15 protein-coding genes are annotated in these 19,248 nt (G+C 65.8%); 6 read left to right on the top strand and 9 right to left on the bottom strand.

Annotated elements, in window-relative coordinates; translation table 11 throughout:
* Nucleotides 1-14: 14 nt before the first annotated feature.
* Nucleotides 15-2,318 carry a 5-methyltetrahydropteroyltriglutamate--homocysteine S-methyltransferase gene (gene metE / locus SRAA_RS05390; RefSeq protein WP_045531355.1) on the bottom strand — a complete coding sequence of 768 codons (2,304 nt, stop codon included), beginning with the start codon at nucleotides 2,316-2,318 and terminating at the stop codon, nucleotides 15-17.
* Nucleotides 2,319-2,488: 170 nt separating this feature from the next.
* Here metE and SRAA_RS05385 point away from each other — a divergent pair, with 170 nt between their 5' ends.
* Nucleotides 2,489-3,409 carry a LysR family transcriptional regulator gene (locus tag SRAA_RS05385; RefSeq protein ID WP_029461953.1) on the top strand — a complete coding sequence of 307 codons (921 nt, stop codon included), beginning with the start codon at nucleotides 2,489-2,491 and terminating at the stop codon, nucleotides 3,407-3,409.
* 29 nt (nucleotides 3,410-3,438) lie between these two features.
* On the opposite strand, the gene SRAA_RS05380 is transcribed toward SRAA_RS05385, so the two are convergent.
* Nucleotides 3,439-4,788 carry an esterase-like activity of phytase family protein gene (locus SRAA_RS05380; RefSeq protein WP_029461952.1) on the bottom strand — a complete coding sequence of 450 codons (1,350 nt, stop codon included), beginning with the start codon at nucleotides 4,786-4,788 and terminating at the stop codon, nucleotides 3,439-3,441.
* 254 nt (nucleotides 4,789-5,042) lie between these two features.
* Here SRAA_RS05380 and SRAA_RS05375 point away from each other — a divergent pair, with 254 nt between their 5' ends.
* Nucleotides 5,043-5,243, top strand: coding sequence for a YqaE/Pmp3 family membrane protein (locus tag SRAA_RS05375; protein ID WP_029461951.1), 201 nt, complete (start codon nucleotides 5,043-5,045; stop codon nucleotides 5,241-5,243).
* Nucleotides 5,244-5,271: 28 nt separating this feature from the next.
* On the opposite strand, the gene SRAA_RS05370 is transcribed toward SRAA_RS05375, so the two are convergent.
* The 3 genes from SRAA_RS05370 to SRAA_RS05360 are packed head-to-tail and all read right to left on the bottom strand — an operon-like array spanning nucleotide 5,272 to nucleotide 8,120.
* A complete protein-coding gene (locus SRAA_RS05370; protein ID WP_045476028.1) occupies nucleotides 5,272-6,558 on the bottom strand; it encodes an NAD(P)/FAD-dependent oxidoreductase in 1,287 nt (428 codons plus the stop codon).
* Between the two features lie 24 nt (nucleotides 6,559-6,582).
* The gene (locus SRAA_RS05365) at nucleotides 6,583-6,906 is read right to left on the bottom strand and encodes a 2Fe-2S iron-sulfur cluster-binding protein (RefSeq protein ID WP_029461949.1); all 324 of its coding nucleotides are present in this window, start codon (nucleotides 6,904-6,906) and stop codon (nucleotides 6,583-6,585) included.
* A gap of 32 nt (nucleotides 6,907-6,938) precedes the next feature.
* A complete protein-coding gene (locus SRAA_RS05360) occupies nucleotides 6,939-8,120 on the bottom strand; it encodes a cytochrome P450 (RefSeq protein ID WP_045531354.1) in 1,182 nt (393 codons plus the stop codon).
* Nucleotides 8,121-8,383: 263 nt separating this feature from the next.
* Here SRAA_RS05360 and SRAA_RS05355 point away from each other — a divergent pair, with 263 nt between their 5' ends.
* Nucleotides 8,384-9,322, top strand: coding sequence for a helix-turn-helix domain-containing protein (locus tag SRAA_RS05355; protein WP_231849343.1), 939 nt, complete (start codon nucleotides 8,384-8,386; stop codon nucleotides 9,320-9,322).
* Here the strand turns inward: SRAA_RS05355 and SRAA_RS05350 are convergent.
* Nucleotides 9,243-10,217 (bottom strand): LysR family transcriptional regulator, encoded by a 975-nt coding sequence (locus tag SRAA_RS05350; RefSeq protein WP_045533331.1) that lies wholly within the window; start codon nucleotides 10,215-10,217, stop codon nucleotides 9,243-9,245. The genes SRAA_RS05355 and SRAA_RS05350 overlap by 80 nt on opposite strands.
* A 106-nt stretch (nucleotides 10,218-10,323) precedes the next feature.
* Between SRAA_RS05350 and SRAA_RS05345 the strand changes: the two genes are divergently transcribed.
* Together SRAA_RS05345 and SRAA_RS05340 are read left to right on the top strand one after the other, a co-directional pair.
* Nucleotides 10,324-10,707, top strand: a complete 384-nt coding sequence (locus SRAA_RS05345) for a protocatechuate 4,5-dioxygenase subunit alpha (RefSeq protein ID WP_045531353.1) — start codon at nucleotides 10,324-10,326, stop codon at nucleotides 10,705-10,707.
* Between the two features lie 59 nt (nucleotides 10,708-10,766).
* Nucleotides 10,767-11,618 (top strand): class III extradiol dioxygenase family protein, encoded by an 852-nt coding sequence (locus SRAA_RS05340; protein WP_045531352.1) that lies wholly within the window; start codon nucleotides 10,767-10,769, stop codon nucleotides 11,616-11,618.
* On the opposite strand, the gene SRAA_RS12040 is transcribed toward SRAA_RS05340, so the two are convergent.
* From SRAA_RS12040 to SRAA_RS05325, 3 genes are read right to left on the bottom strand one after another with little or no spacing between them, the layout of a single operon-like run.
* Nucleotides 11,619-13,973: an ATP-binding protein gene (locus SRAA_RS12040; protein WP_052467498.1), complete on the bottom strand. Its 2,355-nt coding sequence runs from the start codon at nucleotides 13,971-13,973 to the stop codon at nucleotides 11,619-11,621. It lies immediately after the preceding gene.
* A complete protein-coding gene (locus tag SRAA_RS05330; protein ID WP_076606974.1) occupies nucleotides 13,970-15,109 on the bottom strand; it encodes an ABC transporter substrate-binding protein in 1,140 nt (379 codons plus the stop codon). The genes SRAA_RS12040 and SRAA_RS05330 overlap by 4 nt, the downstream gene beginning before the upstream one ends.
* 37 nt (nucleotides 15,110-15,146) lie before the next feature.
* Nucleotides 15,147-17,384, bottom strand: a complete 2,238-nt coding sequence (locus tag SRAA_RS05325) for a putative bifunctional diguanylate cyclase/phosphodiesterase (protein WP_052369068.1) — start codon at nucleotides 17,382-17,384, stop codon at nucleotides 15,147-15,149.
* A 394-nt stretch (nucleotides 17,385-17,778) separates the two neighbouring features.
* Between SRAA_RS05325 and SRAA_RS05320 the strand changes: the two genes are divergently transcribed.
* Entirely contained in the window at nucleotides 17,779-19,248 is a 1,470-nt protein-coding gene (locus tag SRAA_RS05320) for a methyl-accepting chemotaxis protein (RefSeq protein ID WP_171816023.1), read from the top strand.

Below are 19,248 nucleotides of genomic sequence, written 5' to 3'. Positions count from 1 at the left end.
GTGGCGCGCAGACCTTAGTTTGCAGTCTGCAACCGGCTCGGGCGGTGCGTTTGACGCAACTGCTGTGCCGCCTGCACCATGCGCTGCAGGGCCGGCTTCACTTCTGACCACTGGCGCGTTTTGAGACCGCAATCGGGGTTGACCCAGAGCCGTTCGAGCGGCAGGCGCTGGGCGGCACTGCTCAACAGCGCCACCATGCGCCCAACTTCGGGCTGGTTGGGCGAGTGGATGTCGTAAACCCCGGGGCCAATTGCGTTGGGGTAGGCGTAGCGCTCGAAGGCTTCGAGCAAATCCAGCGCCGAACGGGCCGTCTCGATGGTGATGACGTCGGCATCGAGGCGCGCAATGTGTTCGATGATGTCGTTGAACTCGGCGTAGCACATGTGGGTGTGGATCTGCGTCTCGTCGCGCACCCCGTTGGCGGTCAAGCCAAAACAGGCCACCGCCCAATCGAGGTAGGCCGCCTGCTCGGCCCGTTTGAGGGGCAAGCCTTCGCGCAGCGCAGGTTCGTCGATCTGGATCACTGCGATGCCGGCCTGCTCTAGGTCGAGCACTTCGGCGCGCAGCGCCAGAGCGATCTGGCGGCAGCTCGTCTGACGCGGCTGGTCGTCGCGCACAAAGGACCAGTTGAGCACCGTCACCGGCCCGGTGAGCATGCCTTTCATGGGCTTGCGTGTAAGCGACTGGGCGTAGCGGCTCCAGTGCACCGTCATGGGCTGGCGGCGCTGCACGTCGCCATACAAAATGGGCGGCTTGACGCAGCGCGAGCCATACGATTGCACCCATCCGTTGGCGGTGAAGGCAAAACCTTCAAGCTGCTCACCAAAGTACTCCACCATGTCATTGCGCTCGGCTTCGCCGTGCACCAGCACATCGAGCCCTAGGGTTTCTTGCTCGCGCACGCACAAGGCAATCTCGTCGCGCATCGCCTGCTCATAAGTGGCGGCATCGATCAGGCCGCTTTTGAAGCGCTGTCTGGCCTGACGGATCGGCCCGGTTTGTGGAAAAGAGCCGATGGTGGTGGTGGGCCACAGAGGCAGTTGCAGCGCGGCTTGCTGCTTGCGTTCGCGCTCGGTGTAGGGGCTGCGGCGCTCAATGGGCAAGGCGCCGCTGGCGCGCAGGGCGGCTTGCACCTCGGGGCGGTGCACCAAAGGGGATTGGGCGCGCTGGTTCAGCCCTTGCTGGTGCGCCAGCAGTTCGGACGCCACGCTCTGGCGCCCGAGTCTGAGGGCGCGCGCCAACAGCTCCAGCTCGTGCAGCTTTTGGCGCGCAAAAGACAGCCAAGAGCGCAAGGATGGATCGAGCGCGGGCTCGGTCGCCAAGTCCAGCGGCACGTGCAGCAGCGAGCACGAGGGCGCGATCCAAAGCCGCTCTTGCAGCCGCTGGGCAATGGGTTCGAGCCAATTGAGCGTGGCCTCGAGGTCGGTTTTCCAGATGTTGCGGCCGTCGATCACGCCCAAGGACAGCACCTTGGTCGAGGGCAGGATGTTGAGCAGCGCCGCCACGTCCTCGTGACCGCGCACGGCGTCCAGGTGCAGGCCCGCCACCGGCAAATTCGCCGCCAGGTAGCGGTTCTCGCCCAAACCCCCAAAGTAGCTGGTCAGCAGGATTTGCACAGAGGTGTTTTTGAGCTGGTGGTAGGCCAGGTTGAAGGCGTGTTGCCAATCCGGGTCGAGGTCTTGCACCAAAATCGGTTCGTCGATTTGCACCCAAGTGGCTCCCCACGCATGCAGGCGCTTGAGCAACTCGGCGTACACCTCAAGCAAGGCCGGCAACAGGTGCAGGCGGTCACCCCCGCCGCGCATCTTGCCCAGCCACAGATAAGTGACCGGGCCGATCAGCACCGGCTTGGCGCGCACCCCTTGGGCCAAGGCTTCGCCCCATTGCTGGCGCAGGCGGCGGTCGTCGAGCTCGAAGCGGGTCTGGGCGTCGAACTCGGGCACCAGGTAGTGGTAGTTGGTGTCGAACCACTTGGTCATTTCGGCGGCTGCAATGGCGCTGCCGCAGCAAGCCGAGCGGCCTTGGCCGCGCGCCAGCCGGAAGTAGCGCTCCAGTTCGTCGCCCTCAAAACCCTGCGCCCGCTCGGGCAGGTGCCCCAGGGTAAAACTCATGTCCAGCATGTGGTCGTAGAGCGAAAAGTCGCCCACTGGAACCCAATCGAGCCCGTTTTGCAAGGTCCAGTGGCGCTGGCGCAGGGTGCGGGCGCAATCGAGCAGCGTGGCCGAGTCGGATTCGGCACGCCAGTAGGCCTCAAGGGCGAATTTCAGTTCCCGGCGCAAACCCATGCGCGGAAATCCCAAGTTGTGGGTGGTAACCATCTCACTCCAATGCGGTTGCGATTCAGACAGGCACAAGAACACCCCCAATGGGCGCTGTGGCCGGCATCTGGCCGCGCTGCGTGCGTTGCCAAAGGCCTGCCAAACCGATGATGCCTGCGCTTATCAATGAAGTAAAATGGTCTTTGTTCAGATTTCAATGATTGAAAATCATGCTAGAGCGGTCTCATTTGGCAATTTTGCGCGAGGTTGAGCGCACCGGCTCCCTTACCGCAGCGGCGCAGCGCCTGCACCTGACGCAGTCGGCCCTGAGCCACAGCATGCGCAAGCTCGAAGACCGCTTTGGCACGCCCGTCTGGCGGCGCGAGGGCCGTCGCCTCATTCCCACCCAGGCCGGGCAGTACCTGCTCAATCTGGCGCAACGCCTGTTGCCGCAGCTCGAGCACGCCGAGCAGCGCCTGCGCCAGTTTGCGCGGGGCGAGCGCGGCAGCTTGCGCATCGGCATGGAGTGTCACCCCTGCTATTTGTGGCTGTTGCAGCACGTGGCCCCGTACCTAGCACGTTGGCCCGATGTGGACTTGGATGTGAAACAAAAGTTTGAGTTCGGCGGTATTGGGGCCTTGTTTGCCCACGACATCGACGTGCTCGTCACACCCGATCCGCACCACAAACCGGGCCTGCATTTTGAGCCGGTGTACGCCTACGAGCAGGTGCTGGTGCTGGCGCAGGAACACCCATTGGCCGCGCAGGAGCAGGTGCAGCCCGAGCACTTGGGGGGCGAGGTGCTGCTAACCTACCCCGTGCCGCCCGAGCGGCTCGATGTGTTCAATCAGTTTTTGACTCCAGCCGGGGTGGCGCCGCGCTTACACAAAACGGTAGAAAACACCGAGGTGCTGTTGCAACTGGTGGCCAGTGGGCGCGGCGTGACGGCGCTGCCGCTTTGGGTGGTGCAGGCGCACCGCAACCGCCTGCCTATCGTGGCCGTGCGGCTGGGTGCCCGTGGCATACACAAGCACATCCACCTAGGGCTGCGCAGCGCAGACCAAGCCGTGCCCTACATCAGCGATCTGCTGGAGCTGGTGCGCTTGGGCGCCGCGCCGCCGTCTGGTGCGCGGTCCGTGCCCCTCTTCTAGGCCGGCGGCGCAGCACATTCAGCGCACACTCAGCGCGCCGCCAGCAGCTCGCTCACGTCGAGCAGCACCAGTTCGTTGTCGTCGGCGCGGTTGGGGTGGCGGCTGCTGGAGAAGGGCAGGTTGTTGTCGTTGCCCACCACGATGTGGCGCGCATCGACCACATCGACGTTTTCGATGGTGAAGAAGGGAAAGGTCAGCACGCCGTCGTTGAGCGGCACCCGCGCGCGCCGGTTCGGGTCTTGGATGCGCATCAGGTCAATGAAGCCGATCTTGCGCACCGCGTCGTTGACGTTGGCCTCGCTCAGCTCGATTTTGTAAACGCGCTTGAAGCGGGCGATGTCGTGGAAGCAGTCGGTGCGGCGCTGGCCCGCCGGGCAGGCGCGGTCGGCGGTGCCTTCGCCGTTGTCGCGCTCGATCACGAGGGCGGTGGTGCTGTCGATGAAGTTGAAGTCGCCAATGGCGTGGTTTTCGCCTTCGAGCGTGTAGCGCCACTGGCGGCCAGTCCAGCGCTCGGTTTGCACATCGAACTCGAGCACGCGCAAAAAGGCGCGGCCATCGCGTTGTTCGAAGGCGCGGGTGCTGGCGTCCCAGAGCGGGCCTTCGAGCATGGCAAACAGGCGGCTGCCATCGGGCGAAGCGGCCAGGCCCTCAAAACCACGCGAGCGGCGCACTTGGAAGGCCACTTCGCCGCCCGGAATGGCGGGCGTGCGCACCGAGGGGTGGTCGGGCGAGACCACGGTGCGGCCATCCACCTGGGTTTCGAACACGCCACGCACGCGGCCTTGCAGGTCCACCTTGATTAGGTAGGGGCCGAACTCGTCACCGATCCAGAAATGCCCGCCCGCGATCTGCACACCTTCGGGGTCAAAGTCGGAGCCGGTCAGGAAGCGCTGCGGCGTGCCTTCGTGGATGATGCGAAAGGGCACGCGCCGATCGGGGTCGTGCAGGAACACGGTTTCGAGCCGTTCCCAGCGGTTGGTCTGGAAGTTGATGCGGTAGCGGCTCAGGTGCAGCATGAAGTCGGGCGAGTTGGCGCGGTTGCCGGCTCCGTTGTCGGTCAGCAGCCAAAAGCTGCCGTCGGCGTTGTGCAAAATGCCCGAATGCCCCTGCATGGGCTGGCCGCGAAAGGGCACTTGAATGCCGGTTGGGCGGCCACCCGAGCGGCCCTCGATGCTGGCGATGGCGTCGGCGCGCTGCGCGGTGGTGAACTTGCCGCTCACCTGCAGGTCGGCGGGCGCGCCGGCCGGGGCCGCAACCAGGGTGAGCGCGGGCAAAATGGCATGGCCTGCTAGGCGGGCCGGAAATTCGGTCTGGGCCATGGCCGGGGCACAGAGCAGCCCCAGCGACAGGGCGGCAGCAACGCAGAACGAGGGTTTCATGGGCGGATGGATGCGTGGTGGGTGGATGGGATGGTGGTCCACTGCCCACTGTGCCAGCCGCTTGTGAAAGCCGGGCGACTGGCTGATGAAGCTTTCGTGAAAGTGGGCTGGGCTGTCCGTTGTGCATGGGGCCGGGCAAGCGCGGCTCTTTGGCACTAGAACCATTGCAGTGGCAGAATAGGGCCGCGGGGGGTGGGCGGCTGTTGCAAGCGCCCCATGGATCAACAGCCCCGGTTTACCAAGTAGGAACCCTCATGCGTCTTTTGCTGGCAATATTTTTGCCTTGGTTGCAGTTTTTCACCATCGGACGGCCGTTTGCCGGTTTGTTTTGCCTGTTTTTGCAAATCACCATCATCGGCTGGATTCCGGCGGCGATCTGGTCGGTGTACGCGCTGAGCCAGTACAAGACCGACCAGAAAATCAGGCGCGCCTTGGGAACGCAGCGCAACGACTGAGGCTGACCGCTGAGCCGGGCAGGCGGCTTCAGCCCGCAGGCAGCAGGCTACCTAGGTCGAAGCCGGGGTCGGCGGCTTGTTCCGGGGTGGGTGAAACGCCGGCGTCGAGCAGCTTGCGCGCCTGCAGGTGCTCGCGGGTGGCGTTGACGCTGTCCACTGCCAGCAAGCGTGCGCCTTGGAAGTGGTACAGGCTGAAGGCGGCGGCATCTAGGGTGCCGCGCAGCGCCCACTGGTCGGCGCCGGCGCTCAGGCCCGCCATTTGCAGTTTTTTGTCGTACTGCTCGCTCCAGAACCAGGGCGTGGCGGTGAAGGGGCGCTCTTGCCCGAGGATGGCGGCGGCCACGCTCTTGGCCTGTTCGGTGGCGTTGTGCACCGATTCCAGCCGCAACAGGGTGCCGTCGGGCAGGCGCCGGGCGGTGCAGTCGCCGGCGGCGTAGATCTGTGCGTCGCTGCTGCGCCCGCAGGCATCGACCACGATGCCGCGCTCGCACGCCAGCCCGGCGGCTTGGGCCAGCGCGTCCTTGGCTTGCACCCCAATGCCGACCAGCACCGCAGCGCCGGGGCAAAAGCTGCCGTCGGCCAAGCGGGCACCGCACACCTGCCCGTCGGGGCCGGTTTCGAGCGCAGCCAGTTGCGCGCCTAGCCGCACTTGCACCCCATGGCGGCGGTGCAGATCGGAAAACCAGTCCGACAAGGCCGGGGCCAGCACGCGGCCCAGCAGCCGCGGCGCGGCTTCGAGCACGGTGACTTCGAGCCCGAGCTTGCGTGCGCTGGCCGCCACTTCGAGCCCGATGAAGCCGCCGCCGATCACCAGCAGGGGCTGCTGGCGACGCTGGCAGTCGGCCAAGTGGGCCGCCAAGGCGCTGGCGTCGTCAAGCCCGCGCAGGGTGAGCACGCCGGCGGCTTGGGCGCCTGGCAGCGCCAGCGTGCGCGGGCTGGCCCCGGTGGCCAGCACCAGCGCGGCGTAGGGCAGGGCGCTGCCGTCGGCCAAGTGCAGGCGGCGCTGCGCCCGGTCGATGGCTTGCACGCGCACGCCCAGGCGCAGCTCGATGCCCTTGCGCGCCAGCGCTTCGGGGGCGCGCATCAGCAACTGGGCTGCTTGCAGCTCGCCACACAGCCAGGCTTTGGACAGGGGCGGGCGGTGGTAGGGCGCGTGCGGCTCTTCGCCCAACAGGGTGATGGGGCCGCTGTAGCCGCCGCTGCGCAGCGCCTCGGCGGTCTGCACGCCGGCCTGCCCGGCACCGACGATCAAAACGCCGGCCTCGGGTTGCGGGCCTGGGCTGGGGCTGGGTTCGAGCAGGCGGGGTGGGATCATGGTGCGTCCTGTGGGGCTGGTCGCTTATTCTTGCGTGGCCGGCAGATGCAGGATCAGGCCGTCGAGCCGCGCCGTGGACTTGAGCTGGCAGGCCAGGCGGCTGTTGGGGCGGCGCTCGGCGGCCACGTGTTCGAGCATGTCGAGCTCGGTCTGGCTGGGCGCGGCCAGTTCGGGCAGGCGGCTTTCATCGACGTAGCAGTGGCAGGTGGCGCAGGCGCAGGAGCCACCGCATTCGCCCAGTATGCCTTCGATGCCGTTGGCGATGGCGCCTTGCATCAGGTTCCAGCCCTCGGGCAGATCGACCGTGGTGGCGTGGCCGTGGGCTTCGATGTAGGTGATTTGTGCCATGCAGGTGCATCCAAATAAATAACGGGGCGGTTTCAGCCAACGGCCAGTTCGAGCACCAGCGGGCTGCGAAAGGTGGACGAGGGCATCCAAGGCAGTTGATCGGCCACCCGATGGTACTCGGGCACCACGCGGTGGAATTCTTCGAAGGCGATTTTGAGCGCCAGCCGCGCAATCGCGGTGCCTAGGCAGGCGTGCACGCCGCCGCCAAAGCCGAGGTGGCCACGCGGTTTGCGCGCCAGGTCGTAGCGGTCGGGCTGGGGGAACTGACGTGGGTCGCGGTTGCCGCTGCCGTAGGCCAGGCAGACGAAATCGCCTTGGCGCATGGTTTGGCCGTGCAGCGTCACGTCGCACATCAGGCGGCGGCGAAAGCGCTGCGCCGAGGTGTTGTAGCGCAGGCTTTCTTCGATCGCGTCGGGCAGCAGCGCGGGGTCGGCAACCACGGCGCGGCGCGCTGCGTCAAAACTGGCCAGGTTGTAGGCCAGCATCATCATGAAGCCGCCCAGCGATTCGACCCCGGCCATGATCAGGGTGGTGGTGGTGAGCAGCACCTCGCGCTCGTCGAGGCGGTCGCCGTCGATTTCGGCCATGGCAAAGTGGCTAATCAGGTCGTTGCGCGGCTCGGCGCGGCGCAGCGCGATCACTTGCGCGGCGTAGTTTTGCATCCACTGGTAGGCGGCGATGTGCTCGGGGCCCTTGGCGCGGGTGCGGGCGTCGCTTTGCACCATCAGCACCGCGTGGTCGCGCACCTCGTGCTCGGCCACCAGCGCTTCATCGCCCATCGGCAGGCCGAGCGCAGTCATCAGCACCTTGACCGTGAACTGCGACGACACGTCTTTGAAATCAAACTGATCTACGCCCTGCAGTTGGCCAAACACCTGCTGCGCCACCGCGCGGATCGGCTCTTCGAGCGCCAGCAGGTTGCGCTTCATGAAGGCGTGCTGCACCAGCGCGCGCAGGCGGTCGTGCCGGGGTGGATCCGAGCTGCCCAGGGTGGCACCGGCGCGGCCGGGCAGTTCGGTCATCAGGTTGCCGCTGGCGCTGGAGTAGGTCTGCCAGTCGTTGAGCGCGCTGACGATGTCGGCGTAGCGTGACAGCACCCACATCTGCGCCTGCTCGCTCCAAAAGCAGGGAAATTCCTCGCGCAGGCGGTGGTGGTAGGGGAAGGGGTCGGCATCGACGGCCGGTGCGTAGGGGTCGAACTGGAAGGGGGTCATGGCGGGTCTCCGGTTTTGTGGGGCGCTCTGGGGCGCTCGGGGCGCGCAGTGTGGGCTGCGGCTGTGCGGCCAGCGGGCTCAGGATGGAACTGTAGGGCCGGGCAGGCTGGAGTGGCGTGCAAAAATCGCAGCGATTGCTGGTACTTTTGGATCAAAATACGGCCATGAGCAATCGCCCTTTTACGTCTTGGCCGCAAGGCTCGCCAAATGCACGGGGCGCACCGGGCGCTGAACCTAGGCCGGGCGCTGCTGGCAACCGGGCCGTGTCCGCCAGCCTGCTGTGGGGTGGTGGCACCCACATCCCCAGTTTTGCGCTCTATGGCGAGGCCGCGGTGCCGGGGCACGAGCTGCTGCACATCGAAGAAGTGCAGTCGCGCAGCCGCCTCTATCACTGGGAGATTCAGCCGCATACACACCAAGGCCTGTACCAGGTGCTGTGGCTGTGGCGCGGCCAAGCCGAGGTGCTGCTCGATGAGCACCGCGCCGAGGTGCAGGCCCCGGCGGCGATCGTGCTGCCGCCCACCGTGGTGCACGGCTTTCGCTTTGCCCCCGAGACCGATGGCCGGGTGCTCACGCTGAGCGCACGCTGGCTGCTCGAGGGCGAGACGGGCGCGCTCGGGGCGGCCTTTCAAGAGCTGTTCACGGCCCCGCGCCTGTTGCACTTTTTGCCCGACGACGACGCGGCGCAGCGGCTCGACACCTTGTTCCGGGAGCTCGCGCACGAGTTTCAAAGGCCCGCCGGCGCGGGCGCCGCGCCGGTGTTGGGCTGGCTGGCGCGGGCGCTGGTCTGGCGGCTGGCACAGGCCAGCGCGCTGCAGCGCCAGGCCGCCGCCGTGGGCGAGCGGGCGCACCGGCACCAGGCCCTCTACACCCGTTTTTTGTGGCTGGTCGAGCAGCACTTTTTGGAGCACTGGCCGCTGCAGCGCTACGGCGAGCGACTGGGGCTTTCCTTGCAGCGCCTAAACCGCCTCACGCGCAGCGCCAGCGGGCGCAGCGCACTGGAGCTGGTGCACGAGCGCCTGACCCGCGAAGCCTGCCGGCGCCTGATCTACATTGCGGCGCCGGCGGCCAGTCTGGCGCTCGAACTCGGATTCGAAGACCCGGCCTATTTTTCCCGCTTCTTCAAGCGCCGCACCGGCCTGAGCCCGCAGCAGTACCGGCTGGCGCAGCAGCAGGCGGGCCAGCCCCCAACGGCGGGCTGAGCACGGCTGGCAGCAGCGCCTCGATTTGCTCGCGCAGCCAACGCTGTGCCGGGTCGTGCTGGTGCCGCAGGTGCCAGACCAGGTACATGGGCAGCGGCGGGCAGGGCAGGGGCGGGGTGGCGCTGGCCAGACCGCGCAGCAGGTGGCGCTGCAGCAAGCCCGGGGCCGTGGCCAGCAAGCGGCTGCCGGGCAGAAACGAAGCCAAGCCGGCAAAACCCGACACCAGCACCCGAAAGCGCCGCTGCACGCCGCGCCCAAGCAGCCACTGGTCCAGGTCCAGCGGCCGGTTCGGCTCATAGACCACGGTGGCGTGCTCGGCGGCCAGATATTCGTCCAGGTCGCGCGGGGCGGCGCGCTGGGCGGGGTCGTAAAACACCCGGTAGGCGTCTTCGAACAGGCGCTTTTGCACGATGTCGGTGCCATCGGGCGGGCGCGGGCTGAGCACGAGCTGGCACTGTTGCTGGCGCAGCAGCTCCAGGCTCGGAATGCCCGAGGGGATGACGCGCAGTTGCACCTTGGGCGCCAGTTGCTGCAGGCGCTGAAGCAGCGGCGGCAGCAGCAGGTCGCGCTGCAAATCGTTGGCCGCCAGGGTGAGGCGGGCCTCCCACTGGGCCGGATCGAAGCGCTCGCGCTGGGCAAAGCGCTCCATTTCCTGCAGCAAGGCCTGCGCCGGTGCCAGCAAGGCTTCGGTGCGCGCCGTGGCCACGATGCCGCGCCCGGACTTGACAAACAACGGGTCGCCCACGATGGCGCGCAGCCGATCGAGCTGGTGGCTCACCGCCGACTGCGTCACCCCCAAGCGCTGGGCAGCGGCCGTGACCGAGCCGCTTTGAGCCACCGCCACCAACACGCGCAGCAGGCGCGCATCGAGCGCTGACCAATCTAAATCATTCATGGGTTGCATGATGACCGATTGCTTGATCGAAGTCAATTCATGCGCCACACTGGCGCCACTGTATGCATTTCAAGCGCGCCACCCGACCCCATCAGGAGACCCAAGCATGAGCAGCCCCGTGAGCGACACCCACGACATCCCCGGCACCACCCCGTTTGACGGCAGCATGGCCCAAAAAGGCTACGCCCTCAACAAAATGTGTTTTTCTTTCAACGACAAGGAAAATCGCGAGGCTTTCGTGGCCGACCCCGAAGGCTACATGGCCCAGTACGGCCTGAACCCGCAGCAGGCCGAGGCGGTGCGCTCCAAGCAGGTGCTGGCGCTGCTGCAAGCCGGTGGCAACGCCTACTATCTGGCCAAGTTTGCCGGCATTTTCGGCCTCAATATGCAAGACATCGGGGCCCAGCAGACCGGTGTCAGCAAGCCCGAATTCATGGCCAAACTGGCAGCGGCCAACCAACAGCCTGACTGGCCAGCGGCTGCGCGCTAACCCCCCCACCCGCGCCGGCAACCCACCCATCCTCTGCGTCGTCCCAAGGAAACCCCATCATGGCAACCCTACTCGGTGGCTTGGCCACCTCGCACATACCCGCCATCGGCAACGCAATTGCCAAAGGCTGGCAGCAAGAGCCGTATTGGAAGCCCTTTTTCGACGGCTTTCCCCCCATCCACCGCTGGCTGGAACAGGTGCGCCCCGAGGTGGTGGTGGTGTTCTACAACGACCACGGGCTCAACTTTTTCCTCGACAAAATGCCGACCTTTGCCGTCGGGGCCGCGGCCGAGTACCGCAACGCCGACGAAGGCTGGGGCATCCCCACGCTGCCGCCGCTGGCGGGCTGCCCGGAGCTTTCGTGGCAGATCATCCGGCACCTGGTGGCGAGCGAGTTTGATATTGTGACTTGCCAGGAGATGCTGGTCGATCACGCCTGTTCGCTGCCGTTGAAGCTGTTTTGGCCCACGCACGAGGTGGCTCCGGTGCAGATCGTGCCGATCGACATCAACACGGTGCAGTTTCCGCTGCCCACGGCGCGGCGCGTCTATCAGCTCGGCCGGGCCGTGGGCGAGGCCATCGCCGCTTGGGAGAGCGACAAACGGGTGCTGGTCATGGCCACCGGGGGCTTAAGCCACCAGCTCGAGGGCGAGCGCGCCGGCTTCATCAACAAAGCTTTCGACCAGCAGTTCCTCGAGAGCATGGTTTCCAACCCCGAGTGGGCGACCCAGTTCAGCGATCTGGAGCTGGTCGAGCGCGCCGGCACCCAGGGCGTGGAGCTGCTGATGTGGCTGGCCATGCGCGCCGCCCTGACACGCGGCGGGGCCGGGGTGCGCAAGGTGCACGGCAACTACCACATCCCGATCTCCAACACCGCCACCGGGGTGCTGGCGCTGGAGTGCCTGGCCTGATCAAGCGGCGGGCTCGGGGTTGTCGCTGACCGGGGCAGCCTCGCGCGGGGCCAACAGCGGGCACTGGATGGTGAAGCGCGCCCCATGGCCCGGGTTGCTCTGGAGCGCGATGCGCCCCCCCAGCACCCCGGTCACGAGGTTGTGCACGATGTGCAGGCCCAGCCCGCTACCGCCTTGACCCAGCCGGGTGGTGAAGAAGGGCTCGAACACGCGGTCTTGCAGGTGCTGGGAAATACCCTTGCCGTCGTCGCTCACGCTGAGTCGCAGGTGCTCGCCTTCAACGGCGGCATCGATGCGCACGCAACCGCTGGGTCGACCCTGCAGCCCATGCAGCAAGGCGTTCTGGATCAGATTGGCCAACACCTGCCCGAGCGGGCCGGGGTAGCTGTCAAGCCAGATGCCGCTAGGCACCTGCACTTCAACCGCAAACGGGCTGCGCTTGAGCACCGGCTGCAGCGTGAGCAAAATTTCGTGCACCACCTCGGCCAGTTCGAAGCGGCGCCGCTGCGAGCTGGTCTGGTCCACCGCCACCTGCTTGAAGCTGCTGATGAGCTCGGCGGCGCGCTCGAGGTTGCGCGTGGCGATGTCGTCGGCCGTGCCCACTTGTTGCACAAAGGCGTCGAGCTCGCTGCGCCGCAGCCCCTGCTGCAGGCGCTCGCGGAACTGACGCAGGCTCTCTTGTAGCGTGCTCGTCGCCATCAGGGCGTTGCCGATCGGGGTGTTGAGTTCGTGCGCCACCCCGGCCACCAGGCTGCCCAAGGCGGCCAGTTTGTCGGCTTGGACCAACCGGTCTTGGGTGGAGCGCAGTTCGTTCAGGGTGCGTTGCAGTTCGTTATTGGCCTGTTCGAGGCTCTGGGTGCGCTGCTGCACCCGGTCTTCGAGCTCGCTGTTGAGGCTGCGCAGCTCGGCTTCCAGCCTTTTGATTTCGCTGATGTCAATGTCCATGCAGACGAACTGCAGCTCGCCTTCCTGTGGCCCAGGAATCGAAAACGTGGTGGAGTAAATCCAGCGCAGATTGCCATCGGCACCGCGCAGCGCGCCTTCGAACGGGCCAAAGGGCACGCCGGTTTCGGCAATGCGCGCCAAGATGGCCTCAAAGTCGGCCTGCTGCTGGGCATCGTAGTACAAATCGCAAGGCCGCTTGCCCAGCGCTTGCTCGCGGCTGTAGCCCAGTATGCGTTCTGTGGCTGGGTTCCAGTCGAGGACGCGGCTGTGGCGGTCGTAAATTTGCACCGCCACCGTGGGGCCCAGGTCGATGATGGCGCGCAACTGCTGCTCGCGGCGGCGGATTTCCTGCGCCATGCGGCTCAGGCTGTGCTCGAGGCGTTGCACTTCGGTGATGCGGCTGTGGGGCGGTGCCGCGTCGTAGTCGCCGCGCGCCACGGCGTCGGAATAGGCCACGCTGCGTTTCAAATGGCGCCCAATGAGCGTGGACACGAGCAGGTTGAGCAGCAAGCCAAAGCCAATTGCAAACAACACCGTCAGCCCGGTGACGACGATGGCCGCCCGTTCGCCGGTGCGAGCCAGCAGCAGCGGCTGGCCCGTGAAAGCCACCCATCCTAGGCGGTCGATGCGCAGGGCATAGCCCTCGAAGGTTTCGCCCAAGTGATCGATGCGACCGTGCGCCTGCGTCCCGCCGAGGGCGTGGGCGATCGGCGCTAGGTTGGCGATGTTGCGCCGGTGCAGCGGGTCGAGCGGGTCGGGTGAGCCGAGCAACTCGCCCGTGCCATCGGTGAGCAACACCAGCAGATCGCCGTGCGCGCCCCAGTCGGCGGTGGCGGCCACCAATTCTTGCACCGAGACTTCGGCGATCATGAAACCATTGGGCAACGGCAGTGCCAGTGCCACCACCGGCAGCCCCATCAGAGGTGAGAGGTACTGGTCGCTCCAAACCGGATGTTGACCTTGGGCCGCCAAGCGCAAAACCGGCAGATTGCTCAGGTCGGCCCCCACCCGGGCCATGACAGCGGGTTCGTCAAGGCTGAAGGGAAGCACGAAATCGATCACCAAACCGTCTGGACCGACCCAGTAAATGGCCTGAAACGTGATGGCCTGATCGGCCAGTTGCTGCGCAAACCGGCGCACTTGGGGGTGGACCAATCCGCCCTCGATCGGCCCGGCGGGGTGGGCACCTCTCAACATGGCCGTGAGCAACTCGGTGACATCGAGCCGCCCCTGCACCTGCTGCGCCACCACGGCGGCCATGCGCTGCTGCTCGTGGCGCTGCTGTTCACGGGCCAGGGGCAGGCGCCACGCCACCATCATCACCACCACCAAGGCAATCGCCAACACCAGCACCAGCGCGAACTGGCCCACCAGCAGGCGGCGGATCGACAGCGTGCGCACCACTTTCATGCGCCAAGGGTGATGAAACGGCCATTGCGGATTTCGCTCATCACCATGGGGCGTTGGCTGTCGCCATAATCGTCAAAGGTGATGGCGTCTTGCAAGCCGGGGAAGGTGCGCACGCGCAGCAGCGTGGCTTTGAGGGTTTCGTCCGGCGCCTGCTGCGCCAATCCGTGCAGCAGAACTTGGGCGGCGTCGTAGGCCACGACTTCGGCAAACTCGGGGGAGCGCCGAAAGCGCTGCTCAAAACGTTGCAAAAACAGCAGGTAGCTTTCAGAGCGGTTGTTGCGATCGACAAATTGCGCGACCAACATGCCCTCCACGGCGCGTCCGCCACGCACGATGAGCTGCCTCGATGAGGCCCATTCGGCGGCAAAGAGCGCTGTGGCTGGCTGGAGCTGCCGCGCCAGTTGAGCCAGCAAGGCCGCGTCATTGGCGTTGGCGACCAACACCAGCACCTCGGGCTGCTGCTCAAGGGCTTGCTGCAGCACGGTTTGCGCTTGCAGTGGTGTTAGCGGTCCGCGGTACGGCACCGGTTCGGCCACCGTGGCCCCCAAGCTGCGTGCTTGGGTTGCAAAAAAATCGGCCCAACTGCGCGTGAAAACGGCGTTGGAGTCGTCGCGGATCAGTGCCAGCCGGCGCCAGCCGCGCCGCTGCACTGCGAAAGCAGCGCTTTGCGTGGCGTACTCACTCGTGCTGGCGCTGACGCGGAAAAACTGGTCATCTAGGCCGCTGAAATCGTCGCTGGTCGCGGCTGGCGACACCGTGAGCAATCCATGCTGCTGCGCCAAGGGGATCCAGGCTTGTGCAATGTTGCTGGTTACCGGCCCAACCACGGCAGCCACCTGCGCGCTGGCCATGCGCAGCGCCACCTCGGGCAGCTTGTTGGGGTTTTGTGCATCGTCAAATTCCAGCAGCTCAACCGCCCGCCCGGCCGCGCGTGCAAGCTCGACTGCCAGCAACACACCATCACGCATGGCCAGACCCAAATCGCTGACAGGCCCTGTGAGCCCTCCCAGCACGGCCAGCCGAACCGGAGTCTGCTGCGCACAAGCCGATAAGCCGGCTGCCGCAAGGGCACTCCCTATGGGCCAAGCGGCCGCGCGCAGCAGCAAGCGGCGGCGCGTCGGATTGGCGGTGCTCATGCTGGCTTTGTGGGTTGCATTAGGGGGGCACGCTGGTTTAGCCGTGTGCACGGGTGTTCCACTCGCGCAACCATGCTGGCAGATCATCAAAAGGCATGGGCTTGGCGATGTGAAAGCCTTGCCCCTCGTGGCAGCCGATGGCCTGCAGTTTGCGCCACACCGCCGCGTCTTCGATGCCTTCGGCCAGCACGCGCAGCCCGAGTTTGGCACCCAGCTGGGCGATCAGGGCCGCGATGCGCGCTTCTTGGCCCTGCTGCAACTGGCTCACAAACTCGCGGTCGATCTTGATGCGGTCCAGCGGCAGCCGCTCCAGATAGGCCAGCGAAGAATAGCCGGTGCCAAAATCGTCAATGGCCACCGAAAACCCCAGCCGGCGCAAGCGCTGCAGCAGGGGCTCGACCACGCCGTGCCCAAGCGCCGCCACCGATTCGGTGATCTCGAGCTCGACCCGGTTCGCCGCCAGGCCCGAATCGAGCAAAGCCTGTTCGATCTGACCCACAAAGGCGGGGTTCTTGAACTGCGCCACCGACACGTTGACTGCCATCAGCTTGGGGGCCAAGCCGGCTGCAATCAGGCGCTGCATATCGTGGCAGGCGGTTTTAAAGACCCACAACCCCAAGCTGTCGATCAGACCCGACTGTTCAGCCACCGGGATAAAACGGTCGGGCGGCACCATTTGGCCGTCTTCGCGGCGCCAGCGCAGCAGGGCTTCGAGGCCGATTACGGCGCCCGACTCGAGGTCGATTTGCGGCTGATAGACGAGGAACAACTGCTTGTCGTTGAAGGCGGCGGTGAGGCGCTCCAGCAGCTCGGCGTGGTGGCGCGAGCGCTGCGCCATGTCGGCGTCGAAGCAGACCAAGGCACCCCGGTGCTGCAGCTTGGCGTGCTTGAGCGCGATGGAGGCGTTTTTGAGCGCATCGGCGCCCGATGGGCTCAGGTCTGCCTCTTCACAACAACCCATGGAAAGCCGCACCTTGAAGGGCTGGCCAGCCACGCTCAGGGGCGCTTCGAGGGCTCGTTGAACCCGATCGGCTTGCAGCGCTTCGTTGGCTCCAAACAGGCCGAAGGCATTGCCCGAGACGCGCGCCACCGTGACGGCTGCCGGCAGGCAATCGAGCAGACGCTGCGCCACGGCCTGCAGCACCCGGTCGCCAAAAGGGTGCCCCATGAGCTCGTTGATGCCGTTGAAGTCGTCGATGTCGGCCAAAATGAGGCGGTGCAGTGCATGGCTGCCGTGCTCGGTGCGCTCGATGCGTTCGATCAAGCTGGCCCGGTTCGCAATACCCAGCAGCGGATCTTGGTAGGCCACCAGTTGCAGGCGCTGCACGAGGTCGAGGTTGCGCAGGCAGGCGCTGAGATTGACGCACAGCACGTCGAGCAGTTGGCGCGTGATTTCGTCGTGTGGAAGCGGGGTGGGCAGATAAATCGCCATGTCCAAACCGCGCTCGCTGCCCACGTAGAGCACGGTTTCGGTGGCCCCCCACTGGCTGCACTGGTTTTTCAGGGCCCGTCGCAGATGCGCCAAGGCTGGGTGGCCATTGAGCGCATCGAGCGGCTGGTTGATTAGGGCCACGAAAGGGCCGGCGGCGGCCAGCACCGTGTAGGGGCCGCCCGGGGCCGGGCCTTGGGCGCAAACCAAGCCGTGCGGCGACACGCCCAGCAAGGCCGCCACCTGCGTCAGCACGCCGTCGGCAAAGCGCTGCAAACCGCTCAATTGCATCAGCTCGGCCGAGCTGAGCACGATCTGCTGCAGGCCGCGCCGGCTGGCTTCAATGGTTCGCACCTGCTCGTAGGCGCGCACCGCCGCCATCAGGGTGGAGACGAGTTTGTGCTGCGTGAGTTCGGACTTGGAGCGGTAGTCGTTGATGTCGTAGCGCGCCAAGGTCTCGTGCTCGGGGGCGTAGCCGGGCTGGCCGGTGCGCAGCACGATGCGCGTGGCGCTCAGGCCGAGCTCGCGCCGGATGTAGTCCACCAGCAACAAGCCGGCGTCGGCGGTTTCCATCACCACGTCGAGCAAGACCACGGCGATGTCGGCGTTTTCGGCCAAGATCTGGCGCGCTTGGGCTGCGGATTCGGCCCGCAGCAGCTCGATCGGGCGCTCCAACGTCCAGGTGAGGTCGAGCGCAAAGGCGGTGCTGATGTGCACGTCGGGGTCGTCATCGACCACCAGCACGCGCCAAGGCTTGCTAGGCGGCGTGAGGTCTTGGGGCGTCACAGGGCGGTCATCGGCAAAGACGAAGATGTCGGCCGGGTCTTGCAAGGGTTTGCCGGTCATGTATGCAATCGTTGAAGCTGATGGTGCGGGTTTAGGGGCAGCATGTAGTGGCGCCGATGCGGAGGTGCTGGATGGTGCACTGCGTGCATGTGCCAACAACACGCGCAAAAAGCGATTTAGCGGCTCATAATAGCATTTTGCGTAGAGGGAGTCTGCTTGCCAGCCCGGTGCAAACGCTGACTTTGAGTTAATATGCGCCCCGCTTACGCACTGCTTACGCACTTTGCGTGCATTTGGGCAGCATTTGGGCTTTGATGCCCACACGGATGTTTAGAAACGAAAGTTGGGAAACGGTATGGAACATAGCTTGCAAGCGCCATCAAGATACGCTGGTCTGAGCGTAGGGGCAAAGTTGTGGCTGGGTGTGGTGTTGCTGATGTTTGGATTGCTCGGCTTGGTCCTTGTCACATCCACGCAGTCGCGCGCCATCACAGCTCAATCGGAGGCCGTGCTGGCGCAAAAGAGCGAAAAGCTGCAACTGGCCACGCTCTGGGCCGGGCTGGTGGAAACCAACGTGACGCGGGTGCAAGCCACTTTCATTTCGGCCAACCCCGAACTCGAAACCCTGTACCGGGAGCTCATACCCCAGACGGTGCGCCAGATTAACGAGGTGCAAACCCGGCTCGCCGAGCTCGCCACCAGCGCGCCCGAGCGCGAACTGATGCAGCGCATTGCGGCGCAGCGCCAGGCGGTGCTGGATTCGCTGGCACGGGCAAGGGCGCTGCGCGAGCAGGGCAACGCGGCAGGGGCGATGCAAGAAATCGCCCAACAGTTCAACCCCGGTATTGCACCCTACATGAGCAGCCTGCGCGAATTTGCGGCGCTGCAAGCCACCCAGTTGCAGCAGTCGCAGGCGGTGTTTGCCGAATACCGCAACGCCAATATCCTCAGGTCCAGCGCCATGCTGGGGGTGCTGATCCTGTTTATTTTGGGGGGTGCAGCGGTGCTGATTCGCAGCATACGGGCGCCGCTGAACGATGTCATGGTCTTTGCGCAGCAGATGGCCGATGGCAACATCGGTGCGCGTTTGTCGATCGAGCGCGGCGATGAGTTCGGCCAGATGAGCCGCACCCTGAACGCCATGCGCGATCAGATTGCCCAGGTGGTGGCCGACGTGCGCCACGGCACCGACGGCATCACGGCGGTGGCACAGGAAATTGCGGCGGGCAACCAGAACCTGAGTGAGCGCACCGAACAAAGCGCCAGCAACCTGGAGCAGACCGCCGCCAGCATGGAGAGCATGTCGGACGCCATCGGGCACTCGGCCGCTTCAGCGCGCACCGCCAGCGAGCTGGCCCGCACCGCCGGCCAGAGTGCACAACAGGGGCGCGAGGTGGTGGGCAGCGTGGTGCATACCATGAGCGAGATCCAGCAAGCGTCGAAAAAAATCAGCGAAATCATCTCCGTCATCGACGGCATCGCGTTTCAGACCAATATCTTGGCGCTCAACGCCGCAGTCGAGGCAGCGCGGGCGGGTGAAGCCGGGCGCGGTTTTGCGGTCGTGGCCTCCGAAGTGCGCTCGCTGGCTGGGCGCAGCGCCGAAGCGGCCAAAGAGATCAAGGTGTTGATCAACAACAGCGTCGATCGGGTCGGGGCGGGCGTGGGTCTGGTGAACCAAGCGGGTGAATCGATCCAGGCCATCGTCGAACAGGTCGAGCGCGTGCGCGATGTGGTGGCCGAAATATCGAGCGCCTCGGGCGAGCAGGCCGAAGGCGTGGCGCAGATCAACGCCGCAGTCAGCCAGCTCGATCAGATGACGCAGCAAAACGCGGCGCTGGTCGAGCAAAGCGCGGCGGCCGCCAGCGCCATGAGCGATCAGGCGCGCCAGCTCTCGGAGGTGGTGCGCCGCTTCCGGCTGGAGTGA

Origin of the sequence: Serpentinimonas raichei, assembly GCF_000828895.1 — a bacterium.
GTDB lineage: Bacteria > Pseudomonadota > Gammaproteobacteria > Burkholderiales > Burkholderiaceae_C > Serpentinimonas > Serpentinimonas raichei.
Note: the sequence above shows the minus strand (reverse complement) of the source record. Positions and strands in the feature narration are given on the sequence as shown.